Annotated in this window: 15 protein-coding genes and 2 pseudogenes; 6 read left to right on the top strand and 11 right to left on the bottom strand. The window is 41.8% G+C overall.

The annotated features are described in order from the left end of the window. The first annotated feature begins 141 nt into the window (after positions 1-141). Positions 142-1,434, top strand: a complete 1,293-nt coding sequence (locus tag OCV52_RS11130) for a tyrosine-type recombinase/integrase (protein ID WP_137407822.1) — start codon at positions 142-144, stop codon at positions 1,432-1,434. A 21-nt stretch (positions 1,435-1,455) separates the two neighbouring features. Here OCV52_RS11130 and OCV52_RS11135 read toward each other — a convergent pair whose 3' ends face one another. Then, entirely contained in the window at positions 1,456-1,635 is a 180-nt protein-coding gene (locus tag OCV52_RS11135) for a helix-turn-helix domain-containing protein (protein WP_128644427.1), read from the bottom strand. Between the two features lie 241 nt (positions 1,636-1,876). Here OCV52_RS11135 and OCV52_RS11140 point away from each other — a divergent pair, with 241 nt between their 5' ends. Further along, a complete protein-coding gene (locus OCV52_RS11140; RefSeq protein ID WP_137407821.1) occupies positions 1,877-2,173 on the top strand; it encodes a hypothetical protein in 297 nt (98 codons plus the stop codon). Positions 2,174-2,816: 643 nt separating this feature from the next. Here OCV52_RS11140 and OCV52_RS11145 read toward each other — a convergent pair. The 3 genes from OCV52_RS11145 to OCV52_RS11155 all read right to left on the bottom strand — a co-directional run bounded on the left by OCV52_RS11145 (position 2,817) and on the right by OCV52_RS11155 (position 4,486). Next, entirely contained in the window at positions 2,817-3,137 is a 321-nt protein-coding gene (locus OCV52_RS11145; protein ID WP_137407820.1) for a hypothetical protein, read from the bottom strand. Positions 3,138-3,161: 24 nt separating this feature from the next. Beyond that, positions 3,162-3,950, bottom strand: a complete 789-nt coding sequence (locus tag OCV52_RS11150) for a hypothetical protein (protein WP_008220745.1) — start codon at positions 3,948-3,950, stop codon at positions 3,162-3,164. Positions 3,951-4,066: 116 nt separating this feature from the next. Continuing rightward, complete coding sequence (locus tag OCV52_RS11155) at positions 4,067-4,486, bottom strand: hypothetical protein (protein ID WP_233090627.1); 420 nt, start codon at positions 4,484-4,486, stop codon at positions 4,067-4,069. Between the two features lie 60 nt (positions 4,487-4,546). On the opposite strand from OCV52_RS11155, the gene OCV52_RS11160 reads away from it, so the two are divergent. Further along, positions 4,547-5,572, top strand: coding sequence for an IS110 family RNA-guided transposase (locus tag OCV52_RS11160; protein ID WP_261900847.1), 1,026 nt, complete (start codon positions 4,547-4,549; stop codon positions 5,570-5,572). 584 nt (positions 5,573-6,156) lie between these two features. Next, positions 6,157-7,113, top strand: a complete 957-nt coding sequence (locus OCV52_RS11170) for an IS110 family RNA-guided transposase (RefSeq protein WP_261900848.1) — start codon at positions 6,157-6,159, stop codon at positions 7,111-7,113. Between the two features lie 212 nt (positions 7,114-7,325). Here OCV52_RS11170 and OCV52_RS11175 read toward each other — a convergent pair whose 3' ends face one another. Both OCV52_RS11175 and OCV52_RS11180 read right to left on the bottom strand, forming a co-directional pair. Continuing rightward, positions 7,326-8,354 (bottom strand): IS110 family RNA-guided transposase, encoded by a 1,029-nt coding sequence (locus OCV52_RS11175; RefSeq protein ID WP_102459962.1) that lies wholly within the window; start codon positions 8,352-8,354, stop codon positions 7,326-7,328. 68 nt (positions 8,355-8,422) lie between these two features. Next, entirely contained in the window at positions 8,423-8,833 is a 411-nt protein-coding gene (locus tag OCV52_RS11180) for a cytidine deaminase (RefSeq protein ID WP_010648722.1), read from the bottom strand. Positions 8,834-8,967: 134 nt separating this feature from the next. On the opposite strand from OCV52_RS11180, the gene OCV52_RS11185 reads away from it, so the two are divergent. Continuing rightward, the gene (locus tag OCV52_RS11185; RefSeq protein WP_150897865.1) at positions 8,968-10,122 is read left to right on the top strand and encodes an IS110 family RNA-guided transposase; all 1,155 of its coding nucleotides are present in this window, start codon (positions 8,968-8,970) and stop codon (positions 10,120-10,122) included. A 399-nt stretch (positions 10,123-10,521) separates the two neighbouring features. On the opposite strand, the gene OCV52_RS11190 is transcribed toward OCV52_RS11185, so the two are convergent. The 4 genes from OCV52_RS11190 to OCV52_RS11205 form a co-directional block, all read right to left on the bottom strand. Further along, positions 10,522-10,908, bottom strand: coding sequence for a VOC family protein (locus tag OCV52_RS11190; protein ID WP_017105996.1), 387 nt, complete (start codon positions 10,906-10,908; stop codon positions 10,522-10,524). A 75-nt stretch (positions 10,909-10,983) separates the two neighbouring features. Beyond that, the gene (locus OCV52_RS11195) at positions 10,984-11,469 is read right to left on the bottom strand and encodes a GNAT family N-acetyltransferase (protein ID WP_004741846.1); all 486 of its coding nucleotides are present in this window, start codon (positions 11,467-11,469) and stop codon (positions 10,984-10,986) included. A gap of 144 nt (positions 11,470-11,613) precedes the next feature. After that, positions 11,614-11,964, bottom strand: coding sequence for a hypothetical protein (locus OCV52_RS11200; RefSeq protein ID WP_137407917.1), 351 nt, complete (start codon positions 11,962-11,964; stop codon positions 11,614-11,616). A 155-nt stretch (positions 11,965-12,119) separates the two neighbouring features. Then, positions 12,120-12,512, bottom strand: coding sequence for a hypothetical protein (locus OCV52_RS11205; protein ID WP_137407918.1), 393 nt, complete (start codon positions 12,510-12,512; stop codon positions 12,120-12,122). A 341-nt stretch (positions 12,513-12,853) separates the two neighbouring features. Between OCV52_RS11205 and OCV52_RS11210 the strand changes: the two are divergent. Further along, positions 12,854-13,159 (top strand): annotated as a pseudogene (locus OCV52_RS11210) (site-specific integrase); the annotation flags it as partial. Here OCV52_RS11210 and OCV52_RS11215 read toward each other — a convergent pair. After that, positions 13,156-13,497: pseudogene (locus tag OCV52_RS11215) on the bottom strand (IS3 family transposase); the annotation flags it as partial. The pseudogenes OCV52_RS11210 and OCV52_RS11215 sit on opposite strands and share 4 nt — an antisense overlap. Positions 13,498-13,560: the final 63 nt, after the last annotated feature.

Consider the following 13,560-nt stretch of genomic DNA (forward strand, 5'->3'; position numbering starts at 1 on the left):
AAATTATAATATGAAAAACATAAATATAAGTTTTATTATGTTTCACCAAGTTTCAAAGATATCACTCGTTACTTGACCATATACTTGACCACGGATCTAGGCAAGTGCTATTTTAAATCAACGAAGCTTGGAGAAAAACTTATGCTCACTGTTACACAAATTAACAGCCTAACGCCTAAAAAAAGTTCATTCTACGCTTGGGATAAAACAGGCGAGCGCGGAAAAGGACGATTAGGTGTTCAAGTAACGCCTGCCGGTTCAAAATCTTTTAAGTTTCGTTACTTCCAAAGTTCAAAAGCAATTTTGATTCCGATAGGCCGCTTACCAGGAGTTACGCTGGCCAAGGCAAGAAAAATCGCTGAATCGTACAGCGAATTACTGTCTCAAGGTATAGACCCGTTAGAATACCTTCAGGAAAAAGAAGCAGAGCAAGAATATCTCGAACAAGAGTCACTCAGGGCTGGTTCGTTTGAGCAGCTGATAGACCTCTATACATTAGACAAATGTAAGCGCGGAAAAAGAAATTACGAAGAAGATAAACAAAAAATCATCTGCAATATCTACCCTTACCTTGATAAAACACGCAAAGCAAAAAGCTTCGAACCAAGTGATTTTATGCAGGCTCTCAGTATCCCTATCCAAGAAGGTTACGCTCCAAAAAGTAATAAGCTTCGTTCTTACTTACATGCCGCCTTTGAGTTTGGACTTAAAAACGATAATGACCCAGCAAGTAATAACTCTAAAGTGAAGTTTGGGTTGAAATACAATCCTATTTCAGCCATTCCTAAGCAAACATACGCCGAAAAGGCAGGAGACCGTTTCTTAAACATTGATGAATTAGTACAACTCATCCATGACATGAGTTATCGTTATCACGACCTTAAGTTAGCAACATCAACGCGACGCTTTATCAAGCTTTGTTTCTATTTAGGAGGCCAGCGCCCCTATGAGATCGCCAATACTAAATGGAGCGATATTAACTTCCGCGATAAAACACTCACGATTCGCGCTGAAATTTTCAAAACCAACCACGCACATGTAGTACCTCTCACTCATACCGCAGTGGAGATCCTCAAGGAGTGCCTCAAAGATAACGAATTTAATAGTCCATTTGTGTTCCATAAAAAGACCAAGCCAACTGAACCAATGCCAAGCAACACTCTTGCTCAAGCACTGCTGTCCTACAAACGGAATACAGAAATTGATAACTTTATTGCGAGAGACTTTAGACGAACATTTAAAACGCTTGGCGGTCAATTCAAAATCAGTAAAGAAGTCCGTGATAGAATTCAGGGACATGCTATCAGTGATGTCTCAGGCAAACACTATGATAGGTATGAGTACCTGGACGAGAAAAGAGACGGACTAGAGCTATGGGAGGCAGTTCTAAATGAACGATTAATTGAGCGCTCAAAGTTTGGAGACATTTCGTAGATCACTCATTGAAACTATGGCCTATTCAAGACGCTCAACTTCAAAAAGTTCGTCAATTTGAACATCCAGATACAAACACAACTTACCAATGACATCTAGCTCTACCCTCTCCGCTTCATCGTAATACAAGCGTGTGATGGTGCCTCGATTAATCCCAGTATCCCTCGAAACAATTGAAATCTTTAACCGCTTTTCGCCCATAATCCTAGACAAATGACACTTTACTACGCTTTTTAAAAGCAAAATATAACCTCCTATAAGTCATAATAAGTTGCAAAGAAGTAACCATGTACTAATCTTAATCTATAGGAGATTAAAAATGCGCTCCTAAAGACCAATATGTATGACTAAAGAGTGTAATTTGTACAACTCTAGTTCGCTGTGACTCTGGTCTCATCTGTGGGAAGACCCCACGAAAGTTTCAAAGAATATGGAGTTGAAAATGAACATCACCCCTATAGAGATTCAAACTGCAGGAATATGCTTAGAGATTGCAGCTTTTGAGGAATTCCATCACTTAACCAGCGATGAAGTAAGAAGCTACCAGTCTTCAATACAAGATAAAATATGGGAACATGATTTCCATATAAATTGCCACCTAACTGAAAGTTATGTAGATCATTTATCCCAGCGAGCAATAGAAGTACTACTTAAGTGTCGACAAGGAGCTCAGCTCCATGATGCAAGTTGGATTATAAGGCAAATATCATCTTCAGAAAAACAAACCTATCTGCATTAGATTACATAAAAGTCCACCAGCATAGCTGGTGGACTTTTTATGTTAACTCTGGAAGAGCGAAATCAAGAACCTACGACTTGGTAAGCTACGTACACTACCTCTATTAGCCCTACCACCTGAATCTTGTGACAAAACGAAACTGAAAACAAGACACCTATTTCACGTTATAGAAACCGCAGTAGTTACCTCGAGGGCTATATTCTCAGGACACAATCACAATAACGCTGTTCCAATGTATTAAACTGCTCAAGTGTGAAGCATATAGCAAAAGAATTTAAGCGTTTTCCTTTCAGGGTTTCCAAGGGGAACGTAGCGGTAGAACAACTTATATCAGCCTCACCCCAAACAACACGTGACCGTCGCTCCTTTAGAGCGTTCATCTTGTTTGAGGACGTATCTGCCAGCCAAGGTGTCAATTACAAGTCCTAGAGGGAGAACGTTTACCTTTGCCAAGCGAACGATCACATCCCAAATCAGACACAGCATCTGCTCAGATTTGAAAATGATCTTTGGACAAAAGCGAGTTACGCACTTTGCTCTATTTTGGCTGGTAAGTATTATGAAAAGTAGGGATAACGCCGCCAACAGCGGCCGAGCGTAGCGAGGTACAGCGCACAGAGTGCGCGATGCTGCTTGGCCTTGTTCATTGCTGCATGTAGCCTTTAAATTCTTGCAGGCTATTTGCAATCTTAATGGCCGATTCTGGTGCTATACCAATGCTTGGAATGTAAAACACCTCTTCTGCATCATTCACAACCAAAAGCTCACCGCTACCATTGCCGCCGAATGTTAAAAAGCCAGAAGCGTACTCGGCGATCTGATAGTCGCGATTGAATTCTTCCAGTTCTTCAGGCTGCCACAAGACATACCATTCTGGCTCTACTGATAGTTCACCTTCTAGGTAGCCTTCCTCTAACCAAGATCTCAGAACTTGTTTGATAGCTTCGATATCCATGATTGCCATTTAATGCCGCCAGCAGAGGCGCAGCTATGCTGCGTCCTGCTGACTGGCCTTGTTAGCAATTGTTTGTTCAATCATTTTTTTGCGTTTTAGCCAAAATGTTATTGCCCCGATAGGTATTGTAAAAGTAAATATAAACGGAGCGAATTCGCTTGCAGCACCAGCACCAAAACCAAGGAGTTTTATTGTTGCTATTTTCGTGGCTATTTCGCCAGTAGTCCAATTCATTGCTATCGCACCGAGACCAACAAACGACAATAAGTACCAGCGCCATTTTTTCTCTATGGGGGTTCGGTAAACAAAAAAGCAAGTTACGATCATGAAGATTGGAGTAACTACTGTTAGTGCAAATATTAAAACCCTAGAAATACTTATTTCTGCATTACCAAAAGAGTTTAATACCTTTTGTGATTCATTGGTTCGATAAACATTAACTCCAGTCACCAAAATCTTTCCATCTTGCTTCATCATGGAAACACTTGATATTGACCAATCTACTTCAAATTTAGACTCAAACGAAAAATTCGCTGACCAAACATCATTGAATGTACGAACATTTGAACCCATTAATTCAGTATTTAAAGGCTCACCTTCTGGAAAAAATCCAGACAATTTATCCAGTTCTTCAACTGTTACTTTGGCAAGAAGCTCTGGATGCATTTGAGATTTTATGTACTCATAATTCTTTAATCGAAGTTGTTCTAAATAGCCCTTGGCAAAAGATGATTCTTCCTTTGGAACTATCGACTCTTTAATATCTTCGTACGAACACCCCACCACGAGTAATGAAAAAATGATGGCTATTATATACTTCACTTGTTTGATCTCTCGATAAGGTTGCTAACGCCTTACTAATGGGCGCATAAATGCTTGGCTAAAATTAGCGACGAAGGAGCGCAAGCCAAGCGTTTTGCGTCCTTTTGAGTAACTTGTTAGTTGCCGTTTTTGCAGAGGTATTTTAGTAACTCTGTGTAATTCGCTAATACTAAATTTACGGCTTCATCCATATTGTAAGATTCATCATCAATCATTTCAGCATCGTGATAAATCCGATACAATTTTCCATTAGCGCCATCATTTATGTTTATAAAATATGGATCACCGGAACCAAGTGAGCAACTAGCTACAGGTATGTATCCAAATTTCTTTACTGCGATTCCAGGATAAAACTCGTTAGCTTCGTTGAGGATTTGATTTTCATCGAGTAGTTTAAGGTTACCACCATCTAACTCAGATAGATCAGCGGACTCTGGAATTTCACAGTATTTCCCCACTAATTCATTTTTAATTATGAAAGCTTTCCAATACTCCGGAATCAAAGCCAATCTCCCTAGGCAACTAACGAATGACATGGATTCCCCCTACCGAGGATCTGCCACACTTATGTGGTACTTAATTGTACCGGAGGCACCATGTCTAATTATTCTTATTTCTGCGGTATCGACCTAGCCAAAAACCACTTTAGTCTTCATGCCGTAGACCAAAACGGTAAGGTCATACTTCATAAGTCAGTAACTCGCTCTAAACTGCTGACTACAATAGCAAATATGCCACTCATGCGTATAGGCGTTGAAGCGTGTGGTGGTGCACATTATTGGGCAAGAACACTCAATAAACTGGGTCACGACGCCCGTATTATGGCCGTTAAATACGTAGTTCCTTATCGAACTAAGGGAAAGAACGACCTTAATGATGCTGCTGCCATATGCGAAGCTGTTCAGCGCCCATCAACTCGCTTTGTGCCCGTAAAATCCCCCGAGCAACAAGCCATCCTATCGATACATAGAATGAGAGAACATTGGGTTCGTGAACGCACCGCGCTTATGAATCGCATGCGTGCCCTGCTTTCTGAATTCGGATTAATCATTCCTGTTGGTCGCTCTTCATTGATGAAACAGGTTCCCTTAATGCTCGAAGATGCAGAAAATGAACTGCCACACCTCGCAAGAACGGTGATAGCCGATGCTTATCATCACCTTGACGAACTCAATCAACGTATCGCCGATACTGAGCAAGTCTTCGATTCTTTTGCTAAGGTCAGCACTAATGTTCAACGAGTGATGAAGGTTCGGGGCATTGGTCCTCAGACCGCGACTGCGATACTCGCTTCGATAGGCAATGGCACTCAATTTGATAAAAGCCGTGATTTTTCTGCATGGCTAGGCTTAGTACCAAAGCAATATTCCACAGGAGGAAAGCCTCGTTTAGGCCGGATAACCAAACACGGCGACAAATATTTGCGAACACTATTAGTTCACGGGGCAAGGACCGTGATTGCCAACCTTGGCGACAAGCAAGATAAGTTAAGTCAGTGGTGTCGAGGCGTTCTAGAGCGCAGAGGAATGAATCGAGCGATAGTGGCACTTGCCGCGAAGAACGCACGAATTATATGGTCGCTTTTACACAATCAAACAGAATATGAAAACTATGCTGCTTAAGTAAAAACTTAAGCAGCATAAAGAGTTAAACCCACCGGGTCATTGCAGACGCTAATGATGGAGATAGGTTAAGACCACTTGCGGAGAGCCTGTTAATGCGGCGGACACACTAGATGTCATCTAACGAATAAGGCACCGCAGTCGCGCAAAGTCATCAGGGCCACGACGTATGCGAATCGTCGATAAGTAGGCCGAATGTAGAGCGGCAGTCCAAAACCCATCAACATAAGTTTAGCGGATGTTTGACAACCGGGGGAATCCATGTAGCCCTGTTAAGGGGTGAGCAACGCAATACAAAAGTTACCGCACACCATCCAATCACTTAAACCAACGCATAATGAAAATGCCACGCGTTGCGAATCCCTCTTGAACAGTTTGTATGGATAATAAGCACTCCAATCGGGTAAGGTGAGACCCAGACTTTAGCTGCAACTAAAGTTCTTCTATCTGGTAGTTCGATTAAACGATGGCTCCTCTATTGAGAGACCGGTAACAAGTACGAACGTCAGATAGAACTCCAAGCACCACACTCGAATAGTCTTCTGGGTCTCGAGCCCGCATTTGCAAGCAAGAGTTAGCTTATTATGAATACAAACACACTTCAAAACATTAATGTTGGCGTTGATACTGGTAAGTCACAATTAGACATCTATGTCCGTCCACTCGACATTTACTTCACCGTACCAAACACCGATAAAGGCATCAGCGATGCCATTAAAATCATTAAGAAACACAAACCTCAACGCGTCGTCATCGAGGCTACAGGTCGATTAGAAATGCCTTTCATACTCGCCTGCGATAAAGCCAAATTGCCTTATGTCGTAGCCAATCCACTACGTATTAAAAGGTTTGCTGAAGCCATTGGTCAACGAGCTAAGAACGACCGTTTAGATGCCGAACTCATCGCACATTATGCCGAACGAGTTCAGCCCGAACTTACCAAGCTAAAAAGCGAAAACATACGACTTATGAGTGACTTAGTCACGAGGCGGAACCAACTACTCACCATGCAAACCATGGAAAGAAACCGACTACAAATATTACCCAAAAACATCTCATCGACTATTACTCCGATTCTAACCGCTCTAAAAAATCAGCTTGAGAAAGTTGAGGCAAAGATAGAAAAGCTGATTGAGAGCTGCCCTGAGTATCAAGCTAAGAACACCATCCTTCAAAGCATGCCTGGCGTAGGAAAGATCCTAGCCGCCTCCCTAATTAGCAATGTACCCGAACTCGGTTTTATCACTAACAAGCAAGCCTCTTCTCTCATTGGCGTCGCACCTATAACAAGAGAGAGCGGACGCTTCAAAGGCAAACGGATGATAAAAGGAGGTCGACCTCAAGTTAGAACAGTCATGTACATGGCAATGATGTCGGCTATCCAATGCAACCCTGTATTTAAGGCTACTTATGAACGATTACTTGCGGCAGGAAAACCTAAAAAAGTAGCGATAGTTGCCTGCATGAGAAAGATGGTTGTGATACTCAATTCAATGTTAAGAGACGGCGCAATGTGGGATAAAGATAGCGTCAAAAATTAACTATTGACGCCATAGTCTCTTATATGGACTCCCCCGTTTCAACAAAAAGAACGATAGATATTCGCGTGCTTATATACGAGCTACTATTGAGGAGCTACCTCTGCTCAATGATAATTTCGGCTGTTAGGGTACAATGCTTGTTAGCGAGCTTTTCCTCTTTCGACTATTCTGTATCACCTAACTTTTATCTTACGCTTCATTTTGTCAAACTGTCAGAGCATAGATGCTCTATACTCCGTATCAGATTTAAGCATAGCAAAAGCGGTACGAACTGTTTTATTTGCCAGCGCTACCGCTGCACATTTTTTACCTCTACGTACTACTAATGCTTGTAGCCACTGTTCTTTCTTTGTTTTAGCATCGCGTTTTACGACTTGCTGAACCACAGACATTGCGCCAGTAATTAATAGGCTGCGCAACGTTGAGTTTTTCCGTTTATCAATATGTCCCAACTTCGCTTTACCACCAGAAGAATGTTGGAGTGGTGTTAAGCCAATACAAGCGGAAACATCTTTTCCCTTTTTAAACTGACCAAGTTCTCCTGATGCCAAAGCAATGTACAAATGAACTGCGTTTAACTTACCGATACCTTCAATCTTCATTAACTTTTGGCATTCTTGGATTGACCTTATCCATTGATCAAGGGAATGATCATAAGTATCAATGGCTTCGCACAAAACCAAATATAAGTCGAGTGACACTTTCAGCATATGCCTAAAATCAGCTGTTAGCTCATTGTCCGCGTCTTCCAAAATCAGCTCTATCGATTGAGTAAAGCCTTGATGGTTCCTCGAGACTGGAAGATTAAACTCCCTCATCAATCCTATTAATTGATTTTTTAATGCCGTCCGTTGTTTAACAGCTTGCTCTCGTAATTTCAGCATTGATTGCGCTTGCTGTTGGCTATTCGTCTTACCAGAAACGAAAGTTACTTCAGGTAACTGTGAGGCTTGAATGATCGCTAAAGCGTCATTCTTATCTGTTTTTTGATTCTGACGAACCGCTTTAACCAAACGAGAGGAAATTAACTTCGAAGTGTGGCCTAAAGATGTGGCAATTTGATTCCAATAATTAGAGCTTGCGCAAGCTTCAAACACCACCAGAGAGGGTGACAGATTACTGAGATAAGCGCTGAACTGTTTCGGTGTCATTTCTCGATTAGATTGCACCTTTTTATCTGCGTAAACGCAAACTTGAATAACCTTAGCGGCTAGATCAACGCCAATAATGAGATTTTTCATAATCAGACTCCCGTGTTGCTTCCTATTAAAAGATAGGCGGATTGGGGATGGGGAGTCCAATCATCTTGTTATAGCGCTTTGCCGTTTACAAGTGACCAATGATGAGGCATTAATTCTCGTATAGTTTTGAAAACCAATGCATTCTCTGGAGTTGTTATAGCTGCTTTGACATCCCCACCCCAGTGGACAAGACGCTCTTGGCAAACTCCGCATGGTGACAAGATTAGAAATTCATCGTTCTCGTTCTCACGACACAGACATAATGAGTGAGTCACTCGCTCATTGAGTTTGTGAGCCTCTAAATAAGCACCCACTTCCATGCATAGTGAAAGAGCATCGTTTTTAATATCAGGAGCAATACTTGTTAATATTTTTCCTGACTCTGTTCTAACAGCCGCAGCACCACCCCAACCAGAAGGATATCGCATATTTACTAGTTCTATTGCTGCTTGATACAGCTCTTTTTCGATATTTTCCATGACCATCCATATTCAATTTTATCGAGCGCTATAGACATAATGACCCCCACGAGGTGCTAGCCTCCAATTTCGTGGGTTAGCGTAAAGCCAGAGCCATAATTAGTGTGTTCAAACAACTAAATTTGGAGGCTAGCATGAATAACGATAGCATAATTTTCATTGGCTTAGATACGCATAAGTCATTTATCCAAGTCGCCGTCCTGCAAGAGCAACGCGGGGCTACACCTGAACATTTGGGGCGAATAAAGTCTAACAAGTCCGCCCTCATTAAACTCACACAACAACTGCAATCTAAATATCCCAAAGCCACCCTCCATTTTGTCTATGAGGCTGGACCATGTGGATACTGGACTCACCGCCTGCTCACAAGCCTTGGGCACTGCTGCTATGTCGTTGCTCCTTCACTTATCCCTAAAAAGCCTGGTGACCGTGTGAAGACCGATAAACGAGATGCCGCTAAGCTTGCCAAACTCTTCAAGGCTGAAGAGCTCACCCCTATCTATGTTCCAGAAGCCGAAGATGAAGCCATACGAGATCTCTCAAGAGCCCGAGAAACTGCTATGAAAGATCTCAAGGACGCTAAGTTCCAACTCAAAGGCTTTCTACTTCGCAATAATGTTCAAGCAACAGTGAATGACAACTGGTCTAAAAAGCATCTACGGTGGCTGACAGACCTCATTCTCCCTCACTATAGCCAACAGATCGTTCTGCAAGAGATGATCATGACTATCAGCGAGCGGATGCAAAGACTTCAGCGCCTCGATAATGAACTGCTCCATCAGGTAAAAAATTGGCGATACTATCCTGTCGTCAAAGCCATTCAAGCGATGCGCGGCGTCCGATTATTGGTCGCTCTTGGCACCATCGCCGAACTCGGTGATTTACGGCGGTTCGATCATCCTAGAAAACTAATGGCTTATCTGGGCCTCGTTCCAACCGAAAGCTCAAGTGGCGGTAAAACTCGACGCGGCAGCTTAACAAAGTGTGGCAACAGTCGAGCCAGACGGTTACTCGTTGAAGGCGCACACACCTATAAGCATAAAGCGAACATCTCTGTAGAGCTGCAACTAAGGCAAGAAGGGCTGCCTAAAGAGATAGTTGATATCGCTTGGCAAGCCCAGCAAAGGTTATGTCGTCGTTACCAACGACTACTACAAAAAGGTAAACACCGAAATGTCGTTGTGGTCGCCATCGCAAGAGAGATGATCGCTTACATCTGGGCCATTGCGCGTGAAGTTGTCATCAGCGATGTGGATCCTAGAACTCGAATCGCTCGTTTACCGGCATGAAGACAGAATTAGTGTTATCGCATTGGATAAAGCATCGGGAGTGGCACAAACACCGACGGCGTTAGGACGGCAATATAGCTTCGGCTGTATTGAACCACGAGCATAGACTGAAGACAGGTGCTACGACGGAACAAGTAAGGTAGGCTCTACTCATCAAACGATGAGCAATCCACGTATATCAGCATGAGAACCGACGACATTACTTGCTTCATCTATGCGGTAACACTATCCCAAAATGAACAAAGGCTCTGAAATGAGGGAGCAGAAACTTCTACGTTTTTAATTGACAGTGGGGGTCATATCAACGCCCAATTAAACTGTGAGTGAACGTGTGCCAAAATGGAGCGAAGCGAAATCGGCACGCGTTTGCGAATCAGACTTGAACGATTTGTTATAAATCTAGTAACGCTGAATTAACTCAATTTCTTCACCATCTGGACCACTATAAAACACAACTTTACTAATGTCTTTTTGACTATTCTTGCAACGTACAGTGAAAGGTCCACGTAATATACTTTGATTTTTATTACTCATATGAGAAATTGCGGAGTCAAGACATTCTACAGACAATGCGAAATGAGCAATACATCCTCTACCTTTAGAGTTGTACTGCTCAAACGGAAAAAGCTCTATATACGAGTATTCGCTTACTCTTAACTTAACATTCCCATTGTTACTGCCAAGTGTTCCGTCTACTTTGAAGCCAAATATATTTTCATAAAAATTGGTTGATTCTTCAATTGAAATACAACTGATTGCAATGTGACAAAGCTCGTTAATTTTCAAAAAAAATGCCTCACTGAATTAGATTTATAACGCCGCCTTCAGCCGCCGCCGAAGGCGGTCGGCTGGAAGGCTTTGTTATGTGGCGGTTGCAAATTTGCTGAGAGCAGAACCCTCGAACCTGAAATACTGCTTTTCTTTAACTTGATCTGCACCAATTGCAGCATAGAACTCACCAGCTACAGGGTTTGAACTTTCTGCTGTCCAATCTAGTCGATTGCAACCATTTTCAAGAGCGTAATTTGCAATGAATTGCATAAGCTGTTTTCCAACTCCTGTACCTCTTGATGATGCAGACGTAAAAAGATCTTTCATGTAGATTTGACCAGAAAGTCTTGGCGCAGGATATAAGACTGAGAATGTTGCTAAACCTACCGCTTGATCTGACTCATCTATAGCGAGAAGAACCTGAACCCCAGATATTTCGGAGAAAACTCTGCTCTGAAAATAATTCCTAATACTTTCAAGCGAAGCTGCTTTACCACCAAAGTAATATTCTTCCAGCTCCATAAAGATAGGCAATATCTGTTCAATATGTGTTTTATTAGCAAATATGATTTTCATGATTATTTTAATTGAGCCACATAACGCCAGCTTAAACCGCAAACAACGCACAAAACAAGCCGCCGCACTGCACCTTAAACACTAAATTTACCGCAAACTAAAAATGCCACGCGTTGTTTGTCGGTTTGAAGCTTTTGTTAGCTATCACTTCAAGGCAATACTTGAAACCGTGCAATTGGTAAACACCAACCCCGGACAATGTTGTTTTACAGCTGCACTATTGTAGTTCAACCAAACATTAGTATTAGTTGCTTTTGCTTGTAAGGAAGCAGATAAGAGGGCTTTATTGTTATTAGGAATCGCAATATAACCCGAATCACAACTGCTTGAAACAGCACTACTGACTTTGATGCAAGATGTACCTGGGTTAGCCGAGTCTGTACCGCCATTTACGGCAACAAAAACAACTTTTGTATTATCAGAGACTTTCATTTCCGCTGTAGCTGAAAATGAAATTAGAGCTGAAAACAAGAGAACGACAGATTTAACCAACATAAATATCCTTATTATCATTTACCACCCTAGCTATAGCTAACCTCGAAGATAGCTAACGCCTTGCTCACCTGCGGAGCGAACTGGCGGTTTTTGTGCGGCTCTTTGCACAAAAAGTGACAGTTTGCGGAGTCCGGTGCAGCAACTTGTTAGTTGCTTTACTCAAACTCTGGCTCCTGATGTGTTTCTCTTAACTCTTCAAGCTCCGCCTCAGCAGAATGAAGAACAACCTCTTTAGCCTCAACTTTTATATGAGTTAATTTGTAGTACCGAAGCTCATAGATTTCTTCGTTTACTTCATGTGTAGATTCCATAAGAAAATCATTATCATCGAAATTAGAGCCGAAGGTGGCTAGCTCTTCTCTAAAGGTGCCAACAGTTTTCTCTCTGAGATAAGGCTCTCTATCCCCTAGCATCACACCAGGTATATTTCTTTGTACCTGCCCCACAGCACCTATTCTAGATTTTATTCCTGCACTTGCTACAACACAGGTCATTTGAGCCTCTTCATGCGCAAATTTAAGTTCATCCAATATACTTTCTATATTCATAACTCGAAACTTTTATGGCAACTAACATTCTTAATAACAGGCCGGCTCGTTTCCCCTCCAACCTAACTTACAATCAATCTAACATAAACCATTAAAAAATAAAGAATATACATAAATTTTATTATTTTACCTTCACATAAAAACGAGCCGGCCTGTTATCACTTTTTACGTGGCATGTTATCTTGGGGAGTTCTTGCTTCAACTTACCTATTAACAACGACTTACTAATTGCTCTGCCGACAAAATGAGCCACTACTCCTGATAAAACAAGCCGTTTTTCATACTCAAACTCCTTCTAACACCAATAAACTGTATAAAAAAACAGTTTTGGGAGGTGGGAAATGGCAAGCAAATTCATTGAAGAAATCCGTAGACACATGCGAATGCGAGGCTATAGTCTCAAAACAGAAAAGGCCTATATATACTGGATAAAATACTTCATTCGCTTTAATATGCTAAAGCATCCTCAAGATATGGGAACGACTGAGGTAACAGCCTATCTGTCTTATCTTGCTAATGAACAACACGTCGCTATCAACACTCAAAAAGTCGCGCTTAATGCGATTGCGTTCCTTTACAACCAGTTTTTACAAAGACCGCTTGGTGATCTAGGTTTTACTTATGCTAAAAAGCAGCGCAAGGTTCCGTGCTCAGCATCAAGGATATCAACCACTCGATTTAAGAAGAGGTTCTTGATTTTTTCGTCTTCCAACTCCTTCTCAAGACGTTTTATTTTCTGTGCAGGCGATTCTTTAGGCTTAGGTGATTGGCTCATGACATTCATCCTTGGATTTTGCGCCCAATTCATCTTACCGTGCTTTCGAAGCCAGGTTAAAACGGTTGAACGGCCTTGGATACCATAAATGGTTTGGGCTTGTTTATAGGTCATATCGCCTCTTTCTACAGCGGCGACGACCTGTAATTTAAAGCCTAGTGTGTAATCACGCTGAGTGCGCTTAACGTAGGTATTATTTGAAGTAGTCATAATTCGTCCTCAATGTGTAAACACATTTCAGGACGAGACAAAATAAAAATAAAGAGCTCTCAC

The organism is Vibrio chagasii (assembly GCF_024347355.1).
Classification (GTDB): Bacteria; Pseudomonadota; Gammaproteobacteria; order Enterobacterales; family Vibrionaceae; genus Vibrio; species Vibrio chagasii.

Coding starts and splice junctions, on each gene's coding strand:
- OCV52_RS11145 (WP_137407820.1), bottom strand. CDS start 3,137: ATGGCAATCATGGATATCGAAGCTATCAAACAAGTTCTGAGATCTTGG.
- OCV52_RS11140 (WP_137407821.1), top strand. CDS start 1,877: ATGAACATCACCCCTATAGAGATTCAAACTGCAGGAATATGCTTAGAG.
- OCV52_RS11135 (WP_128644427.1), bottom strand. CDS start 1,635: ATGGGCGAAAAGCGGTTAAAGATTTCAATTGTTTCGAGGGATACTGGG.
- OCV52_RS11185 (WP_150897865.1), top strand. CDS start 8,968: ATGAATAACGATAGCATAATTTTCATTGGCTTAGATACGCATAAGTCA.
- OCV52_RS11160 (WP_261900847.1), top strand. CDS start 4,547: ATGTCTAATTATTCTTATTTCTGCGGTATCGACCTAGCCAAAAACCAC.
- OCV52_RS11180 (WP_010648722.1), bottom strand. CDS start 8,833: ATGGAAAATATCGAAAAAGAGCTGTATCAAGCAGCAATAGAACTAGTA.
- OCV52_RS11155 (WP_233090627.1), bottom strand. CDS start 4,486: ATGTCATTCGTTAGTTGCCTAGGGAGATTGGCTTTGATTCCGGAGTAT.
- OCV52_RS11175 (WP_102459962.1), bottom strand. CDS start 8,354: ATGAAAAATCTCATTATTGGCGTTGATCTAGCCGCTAAGGTTATTCAA.
- OCV52_RS11195 (WP_004741846.1), bottom strand. CDS start 11,469: ATGAAAATCATATTTGCTAATAAAACACATATTGAACAGATATTGCCT.
- OCV52_RS11130 (WP_137407822.1), top strand. CDS start 142: ATGCTCACTGTTACACAAATTAACAGCCTAACGCCTAAAAAAAGTTCA.
- OCV52_RS11200 (WP_137407917.1), bottom strand. CDS start 11,964: ATGTTGGTTAAATCTGTCGTTCTCTTGTTTTCAGCTCTAATTTCATTT.
- OCV52_RS11170 (WP_261900848.1), top strand. CDS start 6,157: ATGAATACAAACACACTTCAAAACATTAATGTTGGCGTTGATACTGGT.
- OCV52_RS11205 (WP_137407918.1), bottom strand. CDS start 12,512: ATGAATATAGAAAGTATATTGGATGAACTTAAATTTGCGCATGAAGAG.